Source organism: Gibbsiella quercinecans, from assembly GCF_002291425.1.
Classification (GTDB): Bacteria; Pseudomonadota; Gammaproteobacteria; order Enterobacterales; family Enterobacteriaceae; genus Gibbsiella; species Gibbsiella quercinecans.
Genome location: NZ_CP014136.1, coordinates 1,978,434 through 1,998,089, shown reverse-complemented (window position 1 = coordinate 1,998,089; position 19,656 = coordinate 1,978,434). Strand labels below are relative to the sequence as shown.

19 protein-coding genes and 3 tRNA genes are annotated in these 19,656 nt (G+C 57.0%); 11 read left to right on the top strand and 11 right to left on the bottom strand.

What is annotated here, in order from left to right:
• Window positions 1-11 precede the first annotated feature (11 nt).
• Together ACN28Q_RS09285 and ACN28Q_RS09280 are read left to right on the top strand one after the other, a co-directional pair.
• Window positions 12-443 (top strand): YhbP family protein, encoded by a 432-nt coding sequence (locus tag ACN28Q_RS09285; RefSeq protein WP_095846088.1) that lies wholly within the window; start codon window positions 12-14, stop codon window positions 441-443.
• An 8-nt stretch (window positions 444-451) separates the two neighbouring features.
• A complete protein-coding gene (locus ACN28Q_RS09280) occupies window positions 452-1,078 on the top strand; it encodes an NAD(P)H-binding protein (RefSeq protein ID WP_095846087.1) in 627 nt (208 codons plus the stop codon).
• 33 nt (window positions 1,079-1,111) lie between these two features.
• Here ACN28Q_RS09280 and nrdG read toward each other — a convergent pair whose 3' ends face one another.
• The 3 genes from nrdG to yncE form a co-directional block, all read right to left on the bottom strand.
• Window positions 1,112-1,576: an anaerobic ribonucleoside-triphosphate reductase-activating protein gene (gene nrdG / locus ACN28Q_RS09275; protein ID WP_095846086.1), complete on the bottom strand. Its 465-nt coding sequence runs from the start codon at window positions 1,574-1,576 to the stop codon at window positions 1,112-1,114.
• A gap of 339 nt (window positions 1,577-1,915) precedes the next feature.
• Window positions 1,916-4,054, bottom strand: coding sequence for an anaerobic ribonucleoside-triphosphate reductase (gene nrdD, locus ACN28Q_RS09270; protein WP_095846085.1), 2,139 nt, complete (start codon window positions 4,052-4,054; stop codon window positions 1,916-1,918).
• Between the two features lie 390 nt (window positions 4,055-4,444).
• A complete protein-coding gene (gene yncE / locus ACN28Q_RS09265; RefSeq protein WP_413541191.1) occupies window positions 4,445-5,449 on the bottom strand; it encodes a 7-bladed beta-propeller protein YncE in 1,005 nt (334 codons plus the stop codon).
• 652 nt (window positions 5,450-6,101) lie between these two features.
• Here yncE and ACN28Q_RS09260 point away from each other — a divergent pair.
• Window positions 6,102-7,022 (top strand): L,D-transpeptidase family protein, encoded by a 921-nt coding sequence (locus ACN28Q_RS09260; RefSeq protein WP_095848976.1) that lies wholly within the window; start codon window positions 6,102-6,104, stop codon window positions 7,020-7,022.
• A 235-nt stretch (window positions 7,023-7,257) separates the two neighbouring features.
• Here ACN28Q_RS09260 and ACN28Q_RS09255 read toward each other — a convergent pair whose 3' ends face one another.
• The 3 genes from ACN28Q_RS09255 to ACN28Q_RS09245 all read right to left on the bottom strand — a co-directional run bounded on the left by ACN28Q_RS09255 (window position 7,258) and on the right by ACN28Q_RS09245 (window position 10,874).
• Entirely contained in the window at window positions 7,258-8,385 is a 1,128-nt protein-coding gene (locus tag ACN28Q_RS09255) for an iron-containing alcohol dehydrogenase (RefSeq protein WP_095846083.1), read from the bottom strand.
• Window positions 8,386-8,526: 141 nt separating this feature from the next.
• Window positions 8,527-9,669 carry a D-alanyl-D-alanine-carboxypeptidase/endopeptidase AmpH gene (gene ampH / locus ACN28Q_RS09250; protein WP_095846082.1) on the bottom strand — a complete coding sequence of 381 codons (1,143 nt, stop codon included), beginning with the start codon at window positions 9,667-9,669 and terminating at the stop codon, window positions 8,527-8,529.
• Window positions 9,670-9,800: 131 nt separating this feature from the next.
• Window positions 9,801-10,874, bottom strand: a complete 1,074-nt coding sequence (locus ACN28Q_RS09245; RefSeq protein ID WP_095846081.1) for a GGDEF domain-containing protein — start codon at window positions 10,872-10,874, stop codon at window positions 9,801-9,803.
• 253 nt (window positions 10,875-11,127) lie between these two features.
• Here ACN28Q_RS09245 and ACN28Q_RS09240 point away from each other — a divergent pair, with 253 nt between their 5' ends.
• Window positions 11,128-11,412 carry a DUF1435 domain-containing protein gene (locus ACN28Q_RS09240; RefSeq protein WP_095846080.1) on the top strand — a complete coding sequence of 95 codons (285 nt, stop codon included), beginning with the start codon at window positions 11,128-11,130 and terminating at the stop codon, window positions 11,410-11,412.
• 86 nt (window positions 11,413-11,498) lie between these two features.
• On the opposite strand, the gene ACN28Q_RS09235 is transcribed toward ACN28Q_RS09240, so the two are convergent.
• From ACN28Q_RS09235 to ACN28Q_RS09220, 4 genes are all read right to left on the bottom strand, one after another.
• Window positions 11,499-11,585, bottom strand: a tRNA-Leu gene (locus ACN28Q_RS09235).
• Window positions 11,586-11,622: 37 nt separating this feature from the next.
• Window positions 11,623-11,709: transfer RNA gene (locus ACN28Q_RS09230), tRNA-Leu, on the bottom strand.
• Window positions 11,710-11,742: 33 nt separating this feature from the next.
• Window positions 11,743-11,829 (bottom strand) — tRNA-Leu (locus ACN28Q_RS09225).
• Window positions 11,830-11,946: 117 nt separating this feature from the next.
• Complete coding sequence (locus ACN28Q_RS09220) at window positions 11,947-12,846, bottom strand: LysR family transcriptional regulator (RefSeq protein ID WP_095846079.1); 900 nt, start codon at window positions 12,844-12,846, stop codon at window positions 11,947-11,949.
• Between the two features lie 143 nt (window positions 12,847-12,989).
• Here ACN28Q_RS09220 and ACN28Q_RS09215 point away from each other — a divergent pair, with 143 nt between their 5' ends.
• Window positions 12,990-13,982 (top strand): aldo/keto reductase, encoded by a 993-nt coding sequence (locus tag ACN28Q_RS09215; RefSeq protein WP_095846078.1) that lies wholly within the window; start codon window positions 12,990-12,992, stop codon window positions 13,980-13,982.
• Between the two features lie 53 nt (window positions 13,983-14,035).
• Here ACN28Q_RS09215 and rsmC read toward each other — a convergent pair whose 3' ends face one another.
• Entirely contained in the window at window positions 14,036-15,076 is a 1,041-nt protein-coding gene (rsmC, locus tag ACN28Q_RS09210; RefSeq protein ID WP_095846077.1) for a 16S rRNA (guanine(1207)-N(2))-methyltransferase RsmC, read from the bottom strand.
• Window positions 15,077-15,223: 147 nt separating this feature from the next.
• On the opposite strand from rsmC, the gene ACN28Q_RS09205 reads away from it, so the two are divergent.
• The 6 genes from ACN28Q_RS09205 (at window position 15,224) to ACN28Q_RS09180 (ending at window position 19,652) form a co-directional block, all read left to right on the top strand.
• On the top strand, window positions 15,224-15,661 hold the full coding sequence (locus ACN28Q_RS09205) for a DNA polymerase III subunit psi (RefSeq protein ID WP_095846076.1): 438 nt from the start codon (window positions 15,224-15,226) through the stop codon (window positions 15,659-15,661).
• Entirely contained in the window at window positions 15,606-16,049 is a 444-nt protein-coding gene (gene rimI, locus ACN28Q_RS09200) for a ribosomal protein S18-alanine N-acetyltransferase (RefSeq protein ID WP_095846075.1), read from the top strand. Before ACN28Q_RS09205 ends, rimI begins: the two co-directional genes overlap by 56 nt.
• Before the next feature lie 284 nt (window positions 16,050-16,333).
• Window positions 16,334-17,923: a peptide chain release factor 3 gene (prfC, locus tag ACN28Q_RS09195; RefSeq protein ID WP_095846074.1), complete on the top strand. Its 1,590-nt coding sequence runs from the start codon at window positions 16,334-16,336 to the stop codon at window positions 17,921-17,923.
• Window positions 17,924-18,465: 542 nt separating this feature from the next.
• A complete protein-coding gene (osmY, locus tag ACN28Q_RS09190; protein WP_095846073.1) occupies window positions 18,466-19,080 on the top strand; it encodes a molecular chaperone OsmY in 615 nt (204 codons plus the stop codon).
• Between the two features lie 157 nt (window positions 19,081-19,237).
• Window positions 19,238-19,399 carry a DUF1328 family protein gene (locus ACN28Q_RS09185; protein WP_095846072.1) on the top strand — a complete coding sequence of 54 codons (162 nt, stop codon included), beginning with the start codon at window positions 19,238-19,240 and terminating at the stop codon, window positions 19,397-19,399.
• A 58-nt stretch (window positions 19,400-19,457) separates the two neighbouring features.
• Window positions 19,458-19,652: a CsbD family protein gene (locus ACN28Q_RS09180; protein ID WP_095846071.1), complete on the top strand. Its 195-nt coding sequence runs from the start codon at window positions 19,458-19,460 to the stop codon at window positions 19,650-19,652.
• The last annotated feature ends 4 nt before the right edge of the window (window positions 19,653-19,656 follow it).

The following is a 19,656-nucleotide window of genomic DNA, read 5'->3' as shown; positions in this document are numbered from 1 at the left end:
CCGGAGTCAGCATGAGCGAAGACCAATCACTGATCGCCCGTTTTTTGAATAAGCAACACGTATTGACGCTGTGCGCCGGCAACGGCGCGGACATGTGGTGCGCTAACTGCTTTTACGTGTTTGACGCCGAGCGCATGGCGCTGTGGCTGATGACGGAACCGCACACCCGCCACGGCGAGCTGATGCAGCAGCGGCCACGGGTCGTCGGCACCATCGCGCCACAGCCGAAAACGATCGCGCTGATCCGCGGGGTGCAGTACCGCGGTGATATCGCCCGGCTTTCCGGGGAAGAAGAGGCATTGGCGCGCGCCCGCTATTGCAAGCGCTTCCCGATCGCCAAAGTGATGAAGGCGCCAATCTGGCAGCTCACCCTGCAGGAGGTCAAAATGACCGACAATACGCTGGGCTTTGGCAAAAAACTGCACTGGTCCCGCAGCGAATAAGGAGACGCATGATGAAGGTTTTACTGGTTGGGGCTACCGGCCTGGTCGGTAGCGCGCTGTTGCGGCAGTTGCAGGCCGATGAGCGGGTTACGGCGATCGTCGCACCGACGCGCGTGCCCTTGCCGCCGCACGCCAAACTGGATAACCCGGTCGGCGGCGATTTGCATGCGCTGTTGGCCGGCCTGGAAGCGCCGGTCGACGCCGTGTTTTGCTGCCTGGGCACCACGCGCCGGCAGGCGGGCAGCGCCGAGAAGTTCCGTGATGTGGACTTTTCGCTGGTGGTGGCGAGCGCGCAGGCCGGGCAGCGGCTGGGTGCGCGGCACTGCCTGGTGGTCAGTGCGCTGGGGGCTAATCCACGCTCCGGTTTTTTCTATAACCGCACTAAGGGTGAGATGGAGCAAGCGCTGCGTGAACAGAACTGGCCGCGCCTGACGCTGGTACGGCCATCAATGCTGTTGGGGGAGCGCGCAACGCCGCGTGGGATGGAGCGCCTGACGGCGCCGTTGTTCAAGCTGCTGCCGGGAAAATGGCGTGCGGTGGCGGCGCAGGACGTGGCGCACGCCCTGTTGGCGCAGGCGTTTAGCGCTGGGAGCGGGGTGAATATTCTGGAGTCCGACCAACTGCATCGGCGCTAAGGCCGGTTTAGAGGCGATGTGCGGGAAACGGCCTTAGCGCAGCCTGTGCACCACCTGGTTGCTGCTGCCGCGCCAGATCAACATCGGATCTTTTAGATCCTGCACGAATTTCCCATCGATCAAGACGTTAATCAGATCCACCACTTGCATTTGCGCCGCGTCTAACTCGGCAAGCTGATAGCCGGTCCACACCCAGATATCCTTGCCGGGGCATTCTGCGCGCACGCGTTTGACCAACTGCAAGATGAAGGGCACGTTATGCGGGTGCAGCGGATCGCCACCTGATAGCGACAGCCCCTGGCGGGGGATGCGGGGGTCGTTGAGATCGTTGATGATCTGATCTTCCATCGCCGCGGTAAACGGTAAGCCGGAGTTTAGCCGCCAGGTGCTTTTGTTGTAGCAGCCAGGGCATTGGTGCACACAGCCGGCAACGAACAGGGTGCAACGTGTGCCGGGGCCGTTGACGACATCAATCGGGTAGTACTGGTGGTAGTTCATAATATTGGCTTCTGTTTGTTTTCCCCTCACCCCAACCCTCTCCCAGCGGGAGAGGGAGCAGGGCGGTGCCAGTGTTTTCACCCTAACCCTCTCCCAAGGGGAGAGGGGGCAGGGCGGCGCAGTTCCCTCACCCCAGCCCTCTCCCAAGGGGAGAGGGAGCAGGGCGGTGCCAGTTCCCTCACCCTAACCCTCTCCCAAGGGGAGAGGGGGCAGAGCGAGGCTCATGCTTGAGCGGGAAGGGCACGTCTCTGCTACCGGATGTGGCCACAGACAGCGGGGGTTTACGGTGGCAAACACTTTTCCCTCTCCCTGGGGGAGAGGGCCAGGGTGAGGGCGGGGTTAACCTAGCTGCCCATTGTTTAAATGTTTGACCCGGCGTTTCACCTCTTCCTGCTTGCCGGCGTTGAACGGCCGTGCGTCCGGGCTGCCCAGGTAGCCGCATACGCGGCGGATCACGGAAACCTTGGTGGAATCATGGTTGCCGCATTTCGGGCAGGTGAACCCTTTGCTGGTGCACTCAAACTCACCGGTGAAGCCACATTCATAGCATTCGTCGATTGGCGTATTGGTGCCGTAATACGGCACGCGGGTATAGCTGTAATCCCAAACGTCTTCCAGCGCTTTCAGGTTATGCTGCAGGTTCGGGTATTCGCCGTAGCAGATGAAGCCGCCGCTGGCGAGCGGTGGGTAAGGCGCTTCAAAATCCAGCTTGTCGTACGGGTTAACCTTTTTCTCCACGTCCAGGTGGAAGCTATTGGTGTAGTAGCCTTTATCGGTCACGCCGGGCACCACGCCAAATTCGGCGGTATCCAGCCGGCAGAAACGATCGCACAGGTTTTCGCTGGGGGTGCTGTACAGGCTGAAGCCGTAGCCGGTCTCTTTCTTCCAGCTTTCGGTCGCGGCGCTAAGCCGTTCCACGATGGCGATGCCTTTGGCGCGCAGCGTGTCGTCGTCGTACAGGTGCTTTTCCGTGCCGAACAGCGCGTTAATGGTTTCATGAATGCCGATATAGCCCAGCGAGATAGACGCGCGGCCATTGCGGAAGATTTCGGCAATGTCGTCGTCGGCCTTCAGCCGCACGCCGCAGGCGCCTTCCATATACAGGATAGGCGCGACGCGCGCTTTGATCCCTTCCAGCCGCGCGATACGCGTCATCAACGCCTTCTTGGCCAGGTTCAGGCGATCGTCTAGCAGCGACCAGAAACGTGACTCATCGCCCTTGGCTTCCAGCGCGATGCGCGGCAGGTTCAGGCTGATTACGCCCAGGTTATTGCGGCCATCGTGGATCAGCTCGCCGTTCTCTTCATAGGTGCCCAGGAAGCTGCGGCAGCCCATCGGGGTTTTGAAAGAGCCGGTGACCTTAACTACCTGATCGTAGTTCAGAATATCCGGGTACATGCGCTTGCTGGCGCATTCCAGCGCCAGCTGCTTGATATCGTAGTTCGGATCGTCGAAACGGTGGTTCAGGCCATCGCGAATGGCGAACACCAGCTTCGGGAATACCGCGGTTTTGCGGTTTTTGCCAAGCCCGGCGATACGGTTTTTCAGGATCGACTGTTGGATCATGCGCGATTGCCAACTGGTGCCCAGGCCGAAGCCGAAGGTGACGAACGGCGTCTGGCCGTTGGCGGTGTGCAGGGTGTTAACCTCATATTCCAGCGACTGGAAGGCGTCATAACACTCTTTTTCGGTCCGCGCCATGGCGTAGTCTTCCGCCTCCGGGATTTGCCATTGCTCGGCTACTTTCCGGTGTTTGTTGTAGCTTTCACTAACAAACGGCGCCAGCACTTCATCAATCCGGTTGATGGTGGTGCCGCCGTATATGTGGCTGGCAACCTGGGCGATAATTTGCGCCGTCACGGCGGTGGCGGTGGAGATCGATTTTGGCGGTTCGATCTCGGCATTGCCCATTTTAAAGCCGTTGGTCAGCATGCCTTTCAGATCGATCAGCATGCAGTTGAACATTGGGAAGAACGGCGAATAGTCGAGATCGTGATAGTGGATTTCGCCGCGCTCATGCGCCAGCACCACGTCACGTGGCAGGATATGCTGCTTGGCGTAGTGCTTGGCCACGATGCCCGCCAGCAGATCGCGCTGGGTTGGGATCACCTTGCTGTCTTTGTTGGCGTTCTCGTTGAGCAGCGCCACGTTGCTTTGCTCCACCAGGCCGCGGATTTCCTGGTTGAGGCGGCCGCGCAGCTCGCGTGAGATATCGCGATCGTGGCGATATTCGATATAGGCGCGCGCCAGCTGTTTGTAAGGGCCTGCCATCAGCTGGTTTTCCACCGCCTGCTGAATTTCGTGAATATCGACGCGTTGGCGCTGTTCCATCTGTTGAGCGACCACCCGGGCAATGGTGGCGCAATAGTCGGCGTCGACAATCCCGGCGGCCAGCGCCGCTCGTTCTACCGCCTGGCCGATACGCGCCTCGTCAAAAGGTACCTGACAACCATCCCGTTTGATCACTACTGGTTTCACGTTGTTTCTCCTTGCCCGGATGCGGAGCATTATGCGTATTTTGGCTTATCCACAGGCCAAACCCGCGGCGCACAAGGGGTGCGGCGGTTGTGGATGATTTTGTGGATAAATACTATATATAGTTTAATTTGGATATGTATGCACTATATATTGGGATTGGGCGGATTTTTTTGACCTGGGACAAAGAATTCAAATGACCGTCGGATTGCTGTACAGCACCCGTTTTGTGATCGCTTGCGCCATGCGCTCTGGCGGCCCAACTTACAGGAAAGGGTAAAAAGTGAAAGCTGTGATGTTTGTCACATTATAGTCTATTTGGGCTGTCTGGTTGTGCTTTATAGAAGGGCGCCGGTGGGGGATAAACAGGGGCGCGGCTGCGCCCCTGCGAGTTTATTTGAAGGCGATGCGAATCACGTCATCCGGATCCGTCGCTTCTTTATCACGGGTTGAAGCCTGCTTCACGCTGACGTACAGCGTTTGGCCATCCGGTGACAGCGCCAGGCTGTTCGGATAAACCGGGGTTTTGATAGTGTGCAACACGTTGTAGGTTTTGGCGTCGATCACGCTGACTTCACCGGTTTTACGGTGAGTCACGTAAACTTCGTTACGCGCTGGGTTAAACAGCACCGCCAGTGATTCCGGCACGTCGATGGCTTTAAGAATATTGCCATTGCGGGTGTCGACCACCAGCAGTTGGGCCTGCTTGGAATCGGTCAGGAACGCACGGTGCGTCGCCGGATCCAGGCTGATATTCAGGAAGAAGTGCTCTTTGGCTTCGTCGATTTTCTTGCGAGTGAGGATTTTGTTGGTTTTGGTGTCGATGGTAACCAGTTCACCGTCGCCGTTGGTAACGTACAGGCGGTTTGCCGCCGCATCCAACGCCAGCCCGGTGCCCATTTTGCCGGTATCGGTAATGGTGGTGCGCAGCTTCAGGTCTTTGCCGTCAACCACCCACACCACGCTGGATTCCCCCAGGCCGGTGATATAAACGGTGTCGGTACCGGTATCGGCGACCAGTTCACGCGGCGCCAGCGGCCGAACCGTTTCAGAGCGTTTGCGCGCGTCCAGCACCAGGCGGCCTTTTACGTCACCGGTTTTGGCATCAATGGCGGTCAGCGAGTTGTTAACGGTGTTGCCGAAATACAGCGTGTCGGTTTGCTGATTAATCGCGGCGCCAAACGGTTTGATGTCGTTGTGAATAGCCTGTGTGATATCCAGCGTTTTCGGATCCAGGCGATAAACCACGCCGCCTTTATCCAGACGGCGGCTTTGCGACGTTGCCAGATACAGTGCATCCTGGCTCTGGCTGTAAACCATTTCATAGGCGCCTTTGGCTACCGGTTTGCGCAGCACTTCCGGCTCGGCCTGCGCATACAGCGCGGTGGAAAGCAGCATCGTGGTCAGTAGCACCAGAGGGGACACCGCGCGTTTTGCAAACCGCGAGCGGGCACTTGTGATCAAAGAGGTCATAGTATCTCCGTATAGTCCATATCAAATTGCCGCAGGGCAGATGCCGGACGGCGAAACAGGCTCAACATTGAAAAGCAAGTAGAAGGTTTCCGGGCACGTTTCTGCGCACCACTTTTCACTTAAGAATAATAATCATTATTTTTCTCAAATGGCAGTTATTTTCTTTTCAGTATCCGCGCGTGACATGGCGCGCTTTTTTCGTTAGGCGGCGCGATCGTTTTGTGTGTTCGGCTGCGTGGGGGACACCGCGTTAAGGCGTTGTGCTATGTGGTGGATATGGTTGGGAATTTTCTGAAAATCAGGCGTAAAGATCCAGCGTGCGCGGCGGTATAGCGCGATGAATCGGCACGCTTTTTTCGGCGCCCAGGCCTTAAGCTGCCTGAACTGTCGGCGTGGCGCCGGCTCTGGCGGTTTAACAAAAATACCGTAGTAAGCAGTACCGGGTTACAAAAAAGTGCGATATGAAACCGGGAATGTTTCACTCTTTGGGCCAAGTGAACATATAATGCGCATCCGGTCTTTATGGCCGCCCATAACCGATGTCTATTACCGCCAGTGCGGCCACCACTATACGAAGATGAAAATGAGCATTCGCGCGTTATTAACCCTGTTTACAGCGCTGGTTGCATTCAGCCAGGCTGCCTTTGCCGTTGTCTACCCGCTGCCTCCCAAGGGCAGCCGCCTGGTGGGGGAGAATATCCAGATCCAGGTGCCGGCAGACAGCAAGCTGCCGTTGGAAAGCTTTGCCGCCCAGTATCAGATGGGCCTGAGCAACATGTTGGAAGCTAACCCCGGTGTGGATCCGTTCCTGCCGCTGCCGGGCAGTACGCTGACCATCCCGCAGCAGTTGATTTTGCCAGATACCCCGCACCAGGGGATTGTGGTCAACAGCGCCGAGATGCGTTTGTACTACTACCCGAAAGGTTCTAACACCGTCGTGGTGTTGCCGATTGGTATCGGCCAGTTGGGCAAAGACACGCCGCAGAACTGGGTAACCAGCGTGCAGCGTAAGAAAGACGGCCCAACCTGGACGCCGACCGCCAAAATGCGCGAAGAATACGCCGCCCAAGGGGAAATCCTGCCGGCGGTGTACCCTGCTGGCCCGGATAACCCGATGGGGCTGTATGCGCTGTACGTGGGCCGCCTGTATGCCATCCACGGCACCAACGCCAACTTTGGCATTGGGCTGCGCGTCAGCCACGGCTGCGTGCGTTTGCGTGCCGATGATATCAAGTACCTGTTTGATAACGTGCCGGTAGGTACCCGCGTGCAGTTTATCAACGAACCGGTAAAAGCGAGCGTTGAGCCGGACGGTTCTCGCTATTTGGAAGTGCACAACCCGCTGTCCGCCAGTGAGGAAGAGCTGCAGTCCAAAGAGCCAGTGCCTCTCACCATTTCCGCGCCGGTCGGCAAAGTGCTGATAGATGCGGCGATTAACCAGAATAACGTGGACGATGCCATTAAAATGCGTTCCGGTATGCCGGTGAAAGTGAATTGATTCGTTAGGGCACTGCCTGAAGAATTGCTATTAATGGGGCGCTGATTGCGCCCCATGTCGATCTATAGGCCTTCAGCGATCCTTTTTCTTGCCGAAAATCTTCATCAGCGCGCCGATAATCAGGCCCGCGGCAATGCCGGTCAGGATCCAATCGATAATACTCATCTTCGCTCTCCTATGCGTTAACGGGGGGAGTATACCCGCCATTTACCGTGTTGTGCTGAAAGCGGAAACGTTACTCAATGCGAAATGCCGCTGCAATCATCGCCTGGCGCTGAGTGGCCGAATAGCCGATCAGCGAATTTTTGCTATTGGATTTTTCCAGACTGATGGCCAGCTCCCGTTGGCTGAGCGGCAGATCGTCCTGCCAGAACGGAACGATCGCCTCGCGGGTAATGATGGCGTTCAGGTAGCGAGCTGGGTGGTCTTTGGCCTGTGGGAACAGGCGCTGAGCCAGTTCCGCCAGCAGCGTTTGTTGCTGTGGCTCGGTGCCTTGCTCCAGCAGCGTTAAAAACGGCAGCAGCAAGCGCCCGCATATGTGGCCGTGGTGGTAGGCCCGCAGCGCGCCGACTTCGCCGGCGATGCCGTGGATCACCCCCAGGCCGGCCATGCTGAGCGTCAGGCCGCCCAGATAAGCGGCCTGCATAATCTCTTCGCGTGCTTCATCACTGCGGTTTAATGCCGGCCAGGCGTTGAGAAAGTGGCGGATGCCCGCCAGTGACATTTCTCGCGACATGCGGCTGGCGGTTTTTGACAGATAGGATTCGAACAGATGGGTAAAGGCGTCAATGGCACAATAGGCCAGCACCGTATCCGGCGCGCCTTGCAGCAGTTGCGGATCCAGGATTGCGATCTGCGGCACGAAATTGGGGTGGCGCAACGACGCTTTGACTTTGTGCTGTTGGGTATCAGTGACAACGGCGTTTTGCGTGACTTCGCTGCCGGTGCCGGCCGTGGTGGGGATGGCGATTAACGGCAACGTTGCGCCGCTGACGCTGCTGTCGCCGATTTTTTCCAGATAGCGCAGCGTGGGCAGCGGATGCTCAACCATGGCGGCAAACGCCTTGGCGGCATCCAGCACGCTGCCGCCGCCGATGGCTACCACGCGCTGCACCCGGCCGCGCCATTGCGCTACCCACGCATCGATCTCCTGCGGCGCCGCTTCGTGGCTGACGATCTCGATCCCCGCCAATAACGGCGCCAATGCCTGCTCCATGCTGGCATACACCGCACCGTTCAGGAACGAGCGGCAACTGAACAGCAGCGTGGGCTGAGGATTGGCTTTCAGCAAGGGAATCAGCTGGTTAATGGTCTCGTTGCCGAACCAGGTTTGCCGGTTGGCGATCATCAGGCTGGTGGGCATAGCGGTCGGTTCCTCGTCGCACGGTAAACTTCCAGCATAGTGCAGCGCGGCAGGGCAAACCACGGTTTTTGGCCAGGAGTGTGAGCGCTGCGCTGTTCCTCCTCCGGGCAGGCGGCCCGGAGGAGGAACAGCAGGGAGCGGTTACCCGCGATTCGCCAGCAGATCACCGACCAGCCGGTTGACCGGATCGCTCATGTTGGTGAATTTGCTTAGTTCAGAGCGCGTGACGACGACAAACACGCCGATGTTTTGCTGAGGAACCATCGCCATATAGGTAATGAAGCCGCCCCCGCCGCCGGTTTTCTGGATGATGCCCGGCAGGCCATCCTTTGGCGCCATGTAAACCCAACCCAGCCCCAGGGCATCGGCCTGGCCCGGCACATCCATGCCTTTCAGCGAAACCAGATCGTTGCGCTGGAAATACATGGTTTGCTCACTGGCGGCGGTGGTTTTGCGTGGCCCACTGTTGTTGGACGCCAAAAATTGCTGCATCCAACGCTGCATATCGCGCGGCGTTGAGTAAATGCCGCCGCTACCGGCCGCAGCGGTCGTATCGCGGCAGGCGCTCGGGCCAGCCGCCGGCACCATCAGGCGCGAACACTGCTCGGCGCTGGGGCTGAACGTGGTGTCCACCATGCCCAGCGGCGCGGTGACTTTTTCCCGCAGCAGGGCGTTATAGGGTTTTGCCGCGGCGCGCGACAGCGCATCGGCCAGTAAATCATACGCCAGGTTGGAATAGGCGGCCCGTACGCCCGGTGGGACAGTAATAGCGGCCTGCGCCAGCCACTGCCAACGTTGGGCTTTGGTTGGCCAGGTGAATACCGGCGTTTTCGGCGGCTTCTGGCCCGGCTGTTCCCGCGGCAGCCCGCTGGTGTGGGTCGCCAGGTTGAGCAGGGTGATCGGCTGCCTGTTGTTATAGCCCGGCACGCGCGTGCCGCGCGGCGCGTATTTGCTCAATGGATCGGTCAGTTTGACCTGGCCTTCCGCCGCCATTTTTACCATCACCTCACTGGTCATCAGCTTGGTGATTGATGCGATACGGATTAACGAATCTGGCCGCGGGCGCAGGTTATTCCCCGGCCTGGTGTCGCCAAAGCTGCGGTTGACGATCTGGTTACCGTCGATCACCACCAGCGCCATACCGACAGCGCCGCTATTATAGAAAATATGCTCGGCATACTGATCGACGATCTGTGAAGCCAACTGGGGAGTAGCGGCCTGGCTGGCCAGCGGCATGGCGCAAAGGCCCAGCGCCAGCAAAGATGCGGAGAATCGGTTCTTCAACGGTAGTTATCCATATTAAAAATAGCAGTAGGGTAGGCTTACTGGTTTGTTAGTGTAATGTGCCCGGGCCGCTGTGGCATGTGGAAAAAGAGCGGCGGGGTAAAGTTTTTTCGCTGTGTTTATGGCCTACCCTAGGAAGCCATGGTGCGGATATTTTTCGCCAGTTCAATGGTGTTGCGGCCGTTGTTTTTCGCCAGATAAAGCGCCGTGTCCGCCGCGCGGATCGCCGCATCCATATCCTGCCCATCCAACTCTGCTATCCCCACGCTGAGCGTGACCGTAGTGGTTTCCAACTGGTTGAAATAATGCGGTATTTCCAGTTCCACTACCCGTTGGCGCACACGTTCCGCCAACTGTGAGGCATATTCCTCGTTGACGTTGGTTAACAGCACCAGGAACTCTTCCCCACCATAGCGCACAACAATATCACGGGAACGCACGGCGTCGCGGATCGCGGCGGCCACGCGCACCAGGGCCTGATCGCCCATGGTATGGCCGTAGTTATCGTTATAGGCTTTGAAGCGATCGATATCGAGCAATAGCACGTAATGCTGGCCCGGGTTTGGCGCCGGCAGCGCTTCCAGTTTGCTCTTTAACCCGCGGCGGTTATACAGACCGGTTAAAGGATCGAGCATGCTTAAATCACTGTACCTGTCGCGTTCGTCGAACAGGTTGGCGACCAGCTCTTGCGTAAAGTTTTCACTGCGTTTGAGCAGGATGTGGTGCATCGAGACGGCAATAATCGGCAGTATCAAAGTGAACAACACGCGCAACGTGTTGTGCATGCCGTCAAGCCATAAAATGGTAATGGCCGAAGGCACGGCGTGCAGGCAAAAGGCCAATAGATTGCTGGTCAGCGTGATGGCGCTAAGCAAAAACAGGCTGATGAGACTAATCATCAGGAAATTTTGAGCGTCATCAGTGATATAGCGGCTTTTAATGTAGACATGGGCTGCCCACAGCAGGCCCAGCACCAGCGCGAAAATATGGATTTTATTGGCGTATTCCACCGGCGAGAGCAGTGAATATAACAATGCCGCCAGGCAAAACAACAGAATGCCCAGCAGTGCCAGCGTGATGGAAGGCGTACCTTTAAAGGGGGCGAATAACGCAAAAACTGCAGAGGCTGCGTTCATTAACAAGAACAGCAGTAATAACAAACGGTGTTTACTGTTCAATAACTCCTGATAAGAACGCGCGTTCATACGGGGGCACTCTTTACAAAAACAGCATGTCGGAAAATAAAGTGTCGGTCATTCCCGGCGCGTGAATCAGTTGCCGAATTTGGCACTCTTTTGTGTGGCTGTACAACACGCAACCAGATTTGGGAATTTTCTTAGGGCAAGCTAGCATTTTTTCGCCAGTCTGTCATCCGCGTTTGGCCGGCATTGCGAAAATGATGCGCACTGAAAAAAAGTGATATATGATATTGGTAATCATTATCACTTGGAGCCTGTCATGATTGCAGCCATGATTGCCGCGTGTGGGCTATGGGGCGTCAGCTGGTGCCTGGGCCGCAGGATGGCCAGCGCCTGGGGCGTATTGTTACCCTGCGCATTAATGCCGCTGCTGGCGTTGGTTGATCTGAATATGATGCAACTGCGTACGCTGATCGTGATCGCGATGCTGGTAACGCTGGTGATGTTGTTCAATAGCCGCTGGCGCCATTATCTGCTGTTGCCTTCCTGTATGGCGCTGGCCGGTGGGCTGGCGGCAATCAGTCTTAACTTCAGCTTTGGTTGATACGCGCAGCATTAATTAGGGTGATGTATTGAGCTGGGGGGAAGTAAAAGGCCGTAGCGGGAAAGGGGATAAAACAGGCCATCAATTGGTGCGAAGAGAGGGACTTGAACCCTCACGTCCGTAAGGACACTAACACCTGAAGCTAGCGCGTCTACCAATTCCGCCACCTTCGCACAGTCGATGTTGTTGCTTTGATTTATATCACCAGCGTGGTGCGAAGAGAGGGACTTGAACCCTCACGTCCGTAAGAACACTAACACCTGAAGCTAGCGCGTCTACCAATTCCGCCACCTTCGCACAGATGCTGTGCAATATAAATCGCGTGGTTTTTGGTGCGAAGAGAGGGACTTGAACCCTCACGTCCGTAAGGACACTAACACCTGAAGCTAGCGCGTCTACCAATTCCGCCACCTTCGCTTGCCAGAAACATTACTGTAGTAATGCAACCACGGAGGCGAATTCTAGAGATTTTGGCGAGCACGTCAACAGTTATTTCCCTGATTCTGGGCGTTTGCTGGAAAAAACGGCATCTCCCTATATTTGCTGTTCTGCGAACAGCGCCACCAGCCAATCAATCAACACTCTGACGCGCGGCGCAAGGAAACGACCGGGCGGGTACATGATATAAACCGGCATCGGCGGAGGTGGGGTGTCCGCCAGTACTTCAACCAGTTCCCCTTTTTGCAGGCTGGCCGCCAGTGAGCTGCGCTTCGCCTGTATCAGGCCCATCCCGGCCAACGCGCCGCTGACATAGGCATCCGCGCCGCTGACGCTAAGCACCGCGGGCAGTTCGCGCATTTCTACCTTGCCGCCACGGCAGAACTCCAGCGGGTAGTTGCGGTTGCTGATCAGGGAAAAGTACCCCACCGTCTGATGATGCTGCAGATCATCAAGCGATGCCGGCACGCCATGTTTGCGCAAGTAGGCCGGAGAGGCGCAGGTGATCTGCGGGAATTGTGCGATACGCCGGCCAACCAGGTTTTCGTCTTCGGTATGCCAGGCGCGCAGCACACAGTCCACGCCTTCGCGCAGCAGGTCGACGTGGGTATCGTTGGCCCCGATGGCGAGTGTGATGGCCGGGTAACGCTGATAAAAATCCTCCAGCGCAGGGATCACGATCTCGCGCGCCATGGAATGGGGCATATCGATGCGCACTTTGCCGGCGGGTTGTTGTTTATGGCTGTGGAACAGGGTGTTGGCTTCTTCCAGCGCGTCGAGCAGTTGCAGGCAGCATTGGTAATAGCGTGTGCCTTCGGCGGTCACCTGCACATGGCGCGTGGTGCGGATCAGCAAACGCACGCCGAGCTGTTGCTCCAGGCGTTTTAGCGTATTGCTGGCCGTGGCTCGGGGGATCTGCAACTGTTCCGCGGCGCGGCTGAAGCTCTCCAACTCCACGATGCGGATAAAGATGCGCATCGCCTGTATCTGATCCATACCTTTGCCCTGATTGTTGGTTTTTTATAAACAGTGATGTCAGATTTTCATTATTTATCTTTTTGCTGATAACAACCAGACTCTTTGTCATCACGCTGGGGTTCATAGCCCCAAAGGCAAACCCAAACGATGAGGGAAGGCAAATGCAACAGCGCAAATTAGGTACCCACGGCCCGTCGGTTTCTGCCATTGGCCTTGGCTGCATGGGGATGAGCGATTTCTACTTTACCAATGCGGATGAGAAAGAGGCGATCGCCACGCTGCACCGCGCACTGGAGCTGGGCGTCACCTTGCTGGACACCGCGGATATGTATGGGCCGCACACCAATGAGCAACTGGTGGGCAAGGCAATCAAGGGTAAACGCGATCGGGTTTTCCTGGCCACCAAGTTTGGCATCGTGCGCGATCCGGCCGATCCTACCGCGCGCGGCGTTAATAGCCGCCCGGAATATATCCGCCGGGCGGTTGAAGGCAGCCTGCAGCGCCTGGGTGTTGAAACCATCGATCTCTACTATCAGCACCGGGTTGATCCCACCGTGCCGATCGAAGAGGTGATCGGCACCATGGCGGATCTGATCAAAGAGGGCAAGATCCGCTATATCGGTATGAGCGAGGCGTCCGTCGCCACGCTGGAGCGCGCCCACCGCGTGCACCCGATTACCGCACTACAAACGGAATATTCGCTGTGGACGCGCGACGCGGAACAGGGCGTGTTGGCCGCTTGCCAGCGGCTGGGCATTGGCTTTGTGCCATACAGCCCATTGGGCCGCGGGTTCCTTACTGGCGCAATCCAGCGCCCGGAAGATCTGGCCGATGATGATTTCCGCCGCGGCAATCCACGCTTCCAGGGCGAGAACTTTGCGCGCAATCTGGAACTGGTGAAAACCGTACAGGGGCTGGCACAACAGAAAGGCGTAACGCCGGCGCAATTGGCGCTGGCGTGGGTGTTGGCGCAGGGCGAGCATATTGTGCCGATCCCGGGCACCAAACGCCGCCGCTATCTGGAAGAGAACGTCGCCGCCGCCGATATTACGCTGACGGCGGCCGAGCTGCAGGCGATTGACCGGGTGTTCTCGTCCGGGGCCGTGGCCGGCGAACGCTATACGCCGGATTCAATGACATATCTCAACGGCTAACGGCCCGCGGCACAGTATGCAAAGCCTCCCTGATGCGGAGGCTTTTTTTGGCGCTATTTCTTTTTGCCGCTGCGCGGCGGGCGGCCCACCACCGCTTTGTACACTTTGAAGCGGCCATTCTGCGCCAGCACCTCATGGCTGCCGAAGGTGGCGTCCAGAATATCCGGGTAAGGCAGGAAGGCGTTGGCGACGATGCGCAATTCCCCGCCGATCGGCAGGTGCTTCACCGCCCCGCGGATCAGCGTTTCCGCGGCGGTCAGGCTGGTTTGCAGGCCATCGTGGAACGGCGGGTTGGAGATAATCAGATCAAAACGGCCGCTGATGTCGGAATAGACATTGCTGACAATGACTTCCCCTTCGATACCGTTAGCGGCTAACGTCGCGCGGCTGGATTCCACCGCGGCCGCGTTCACGTCGCTGAGGGTCAGCTTTACTTTGGGCGACAGCCGGGACAACACAGAGGCCATCACGCCGGCGCCACAGCCGATATCCAGCACTTTGCCCTTCCTGTGTTTTTCCAGCGTCGACAGCAGCAGTGAACTGCCTACGTCCAGGCCGTCGCGGCTGAAGACCCCCGGCAGGGTTTTGACGTCCAGATCGTGCAACTGATAGCTTTCCCACCAGTCTTCCAGTGCGAACGTGGTCTGGCTATCCAGGCGCCCATGGTACAGGCCGCAGCGGCGGGCGCTGTCGATTTTTGCCAGTTGGGCGTAGCCTTCGAGGGTTTGCTCCGCGCTGCGCACGCCGCTGCGGTTTTCGCCGACCACAAAGATGTCCGCGCCGATCGGCAACAGCGATAGCAGGTTACACAGCTGGAACTGCGCTTCCTGTTTGCTTTTCGGCCAGTAATAGATCAGCGTGTCGCATTCCGCGATGAACGCCGGGCTTACCGTCAGGCCGAACTGAGCATGGTCACCCATCGTCCGGTTCAGCAACTGCCAGTGATGATATTGTTGGGTATGGGCACGCACGTCGGCCGCGTCGAACTGCACCGGCAGCGTATCCTGCAGATCGCCGGCAAACAGTACGCGGCGTGCGGTAAATTCATCACTGTGGCGCAGCATGACTTCACTGGCGGGGGTTAATGCAGACATCAGGTTTTGGCTCCTCGAAAATAGATCGGGGATTATAGAGGTTTGTGGCGCTATGTTCGACGGGTTTGTTGGCGTGGTTGGCGCGGGTTTGTTAGCATAGCGCGGCGCATGGCGCGCAATGACGGGTAGCTCTTCACAGGAATCGGCATGGCATCGAAACGCGACTGGCTGTTACAGCAACTGGGCATTACGCAGTGGATATTGCGCCGCCCGGCCGTGTTGCAGGGCGAAGTGGCCGTGAGCCTGCCGGCGGAAACGCGGTTGTTGGTGGTGGCGCAATGCCTGCCGGAGCCGAACGATCCGCTGTTTTGCGACGTATTGCGCAGCCTGCAGTTAATGCCGGCGCAAACTTACGCGCTGACGCCGGAACAGGTGTTGATGCTGCCGGAAGGCACCGCGTGCAACAGTTGGCGGCTGGGTATCGCGGAGCCGCTTGCGGTGCCGGGTGCGCAGCTATACAGCCCGGCGCTGGCCGAGCTTTCTCATGACGTGGGTGCGAAACGCGCACTCTGGCAGCAGATTTGTCACCATGAACAAGATTTCTTCCCTGACAGCGGCCGATCTGGCCACAGCCTTCACCATTGAACAAGCCAGTCATGCCTTTCCCTGGTCGCAGGCGACCTTTGCCAGCAACCAGGGCGATCGTTACCTTAACCTTAAGCTGGAAGCGGATGGGCAGTTGGCCGGGTTCGCCATTACCCAGATCGTGCTGGATGAAGCGACGCTGTTCAATATCGCTATCCACCCGCAGTGGCAGCGCCGGGGTTTTGGCCGCGCACTGTTGGAAGCGCTGATAACCGAGCTGGAAACCCGCGGCGTGGTCACCCTGTGGCTGGAAGTGCGCGCCTCTAACCGTGCCGCGCTTGCGCTGTATGAAGAGATTGGGTTCAACGAAGTCACCCTACGCCGCAATTACTACCCAAGCGCCAACGGGCGCGAAGATGCGATCGTGATGGCATTGCCGCTGGCTTAGCGGTTTATCTATACCCAAAATAATTCGAGTTGCAGGAAGGCGGCAACGCAGCGAATCCCCAGGAGCTTACTGGAGTAAGTGACTGGGGTGAGCGAGGAAAGCCAACACACCTGCAATTTGAAGTATGAAGGGTATATATTCTTCGCTGGGAAAAGCATAGATTGTCACCGGTTGACAAATCAGCGAAAATACCCGGCTATTATCTTTTATTCGCCGCTTTGCCTGGCGCCGGTTCGGCGCATTCGCTGATGCGCAGGGCGGATTAACCGTAGAAACCAGAAAACATGTCTCCTAGTGAATTCGCCCGCGAAGTCGCAAAACGCAGAACTTTCGCTATCATCTCGCACCCCGATGCCGGTAAAACCACCATTACTGAAAAGGTGCTGCTGTTCGGGCAGGCGATCCAGACCGCCGGTACGGTAAAAGGGCGCGGCTCCAGCCAGCACGCCAAGTCCGACTGGATGGAAATGGAAAAACAGCGTGGGATTTCAATCACCACCTCGGTGATGCAGTTCCCGTATCACGATTGCCTGGTCAACCTGCTGGATACCCCAGGGCACGAAGACTTCTCCGAAGATACCTACCGCACCCTGACCGCCGTCGACTGTTGCCTGATGGTGATCGACGCGGCGAAAGGGGTTGAGGATCGTACCCGTAAGCTGATGGAAGTTACCCGCCTGCGCGATACGCCGATCCTGACCTTTATGAACAAACTGGACCGCGACATCCGCGATCCGATGGAAGTGATGGATGAAGTCGAACGTGAGCTGAAGATCGCCTGCTCGCCGATCACCTGGCCGATCGGCTGCGGCAAGCTGTTCAAGGGGGTTTATCACCTCTATAAGGATGAAACCTACCTGTATCAGAGCGGCAAAGGCCATACCATCCAGGAAGTCCGCGTGGTCAAGGGCCTGGATAACCCCGATCTGGACGCCGCCGTGGGCGACGATCTGGCGGCCCAACTGCGTGAGGAGCTGGAGCTGGTGCTGGGCGCTTCGCATGAGTTCGAACAGGAAGCCTTCCTGGCGGGTGAACTGACCCCGGTGTTCTTTGGTACGGCGCTTGGCAACTTCGGCGTTGACCATATGCTGGATGGGCTGGTGGCATGGGCACCGGCCCCGATGCCGCGCAAAACCGACACGCGTGAAGTGGTCGCGGCGGAAGAGAAGTTCAGCGGTTTCGTGTTCAAGATCCAGGCCAATATGGATCCGAAACACCGTGACCGCGTGGCCTTTATGCGCGTGGTGTCCGGCCGTTACGAGAAAGGCATGAAGCTGCGCCAGGTGCGCACCGGCAAAGACGTGGTGATTTCCGACGCGCTGACGTTTATGGCCGGCGACCGTTCTCACGTTGAGGAAGCCTACCCAGGCGACATCATCGGCCTGCATAACCACGGCACTATCCAGATCGGCGATACCTTTACCCAGGGTGAAGACATGAAGTTCACCGGTATCCCGAACTTTGCGCCAGAGCTGTTCCGCCGTATTCGCCTGCGCGATCCGCTCAAGCAGAAGCAACTGCTGAAAGGGTTGGTGCAACTGTCTGAAGAAGGCGCGGTGCAGGTATTCCGCCCCATTTCGAACAACGATCTGATTGTGGGCGCCGTCGGTGTGCTGCAGTTTGATGTGGTCGTGGCGCGGCTGAAAACCGAATACAACGTGGAAGCGTTGTATGAATCCGTCAACGTATCCACCGCCCGTTGGGTGGAGTGCGGTGACGTGAAGAAATTCGAAGAGTTCAAGCGCAAGAACGAGCTGCATCTGGCGCTGGATGGTGGCGACAATCTGGCCTACATTGCGCCGACGATGGTTAACCTCAACCTGACCAAAGAGCGCTTCCCTGACGTTGCGTTCCGCCAAACGCGCGAACACTGATCCCGCCGGCCTGGCTGGGGGGCGCCGAATAGGCGCCTCCCCAGCCAGGCCCAATCCTCTACGCCACATGGCTTTTCCCCTGGGGCTTTTCCCCGGATTCATCAATTGCCCTCATCGACATAACAGCACGTATTGCGTCTATTTTGTCCTGCAAGTTTTGCCTGATGGTCTATCTTTATCAGGGCGTATAGTTTCATATAAGTAAAAAAAGCTGATTTTTTGCTCATATGTAGAGAGTTATCTTGAAGTGTTGCCGATTGGCGACAGTATGGTTCTTTACACATCAATAACATAGCGTAAATTTCACTATCCGGGCCGTGGGTTGTTGCCAATTAGCGACACTTTTATGCTCAAGTGTTATCGCTATGTTTAATGTTGGTTGATTTTAAACGGTTTTTTATGTTGGCATGGGTGTTGCAATACTTTCTACGTCAACGTTTGATTGTATAGATGTCGTTAAGTCTCCTACCGTGGAACGGCGATGTCTCGACAACAAGAATCCGAGGTTTCAATACAGGATTCATAACAAAAGGAAGAGAACGATGAAAAAGACCAAGTTCGCACATTCACTGATGGCCGTTGTTCTGGGCTCCGTTCTGGTAAGTGGGAGCGTACTGGCTGAGGGATCGCTGCTCAATAAAGCCTCCAGCGCGACCGACAGCGCTGGCGCGAAAATCGATAGCTCGATGAAAAAAGTCGACAACTACATGGATGACAGCGCAATAACGGCTAAAGTTAAAAGTGCGCTGCTGAATGATGACAGTATCAAAAGTACCGACATTTCTGTGAAAACGGAAAAAGGCGTGGTGACGCTGAGCGGGTTTGTCACCAGCCAGGCGCAGGCCGAACAAGCCGTTAGCGCCGCCGGTAAGGTTGAAGGCGTAGCGTCAGTGAGTGACAAACTGCACGTGAAAGATGCGTCGAGCCAATCGGTGAAATCTTATGCCGGCGATGCGGCGACAACCAGCGCGCTGAAAGCCAAACTGCTGACCGATGACATCGTTCCGTCACGTAACGTTAAAGTAGAAACCACTGACGGTGTGGTTCAGCTTTCCGGCGAAGTTAAAACGCAGGCGCAGGCTGAACGTGCCGAAAGCATCGCCAAGTCAATCGATGGCGTGAAAAGCGTGAAAAACGATCTGACCGTGAAGCCGTAACGCGCATTTATCACTGCCCGCATCAACAAGCATGACGCCCAGGGGTAACCCTGGGCTGCACCATCCAGAAATAAAAATAATCTGCCGCCTTTTTAACGTACTCCCGGTAGTGCTGGGGCAGGTGTAATGTGTTTTTCACTATGGTAAGGAGAGGCTTATGTTTCGTTGGGGCATTATCTTTTTAGTTATCGCATTGATCGCGGCGGCATTGGGTTTTGGTGCGCTGGCGGGTACCGCTGCCTGGGCCGCTAAAGTGGTGTTTGTCGTCGGTATTATCCTGTTCCTGGTGAGCCTGTTTACCGGCCGTAAGCGCCTTTAGCCGGTATCTCTGACTGTAACAAAGCTTAATTCTTTATTTTCTTGATGGGAGGTGCGTGATGAATAGCGACATTATCCTCGGGCGATGGAAACAGCTGAAAGGCCAGCTCTGGCAGGCCTGGGGGCAGGTTTCCGGCAACGATTGCGCATGGTTGGGCGGCAGTAATGATGTCCTTTCCGGCGTGCTTCAAGAAGATTACGGAAAAGAGCAAGAAGGAGTATCTTCAGAAAAGGCATCTACCACACCCTACTGAGGAT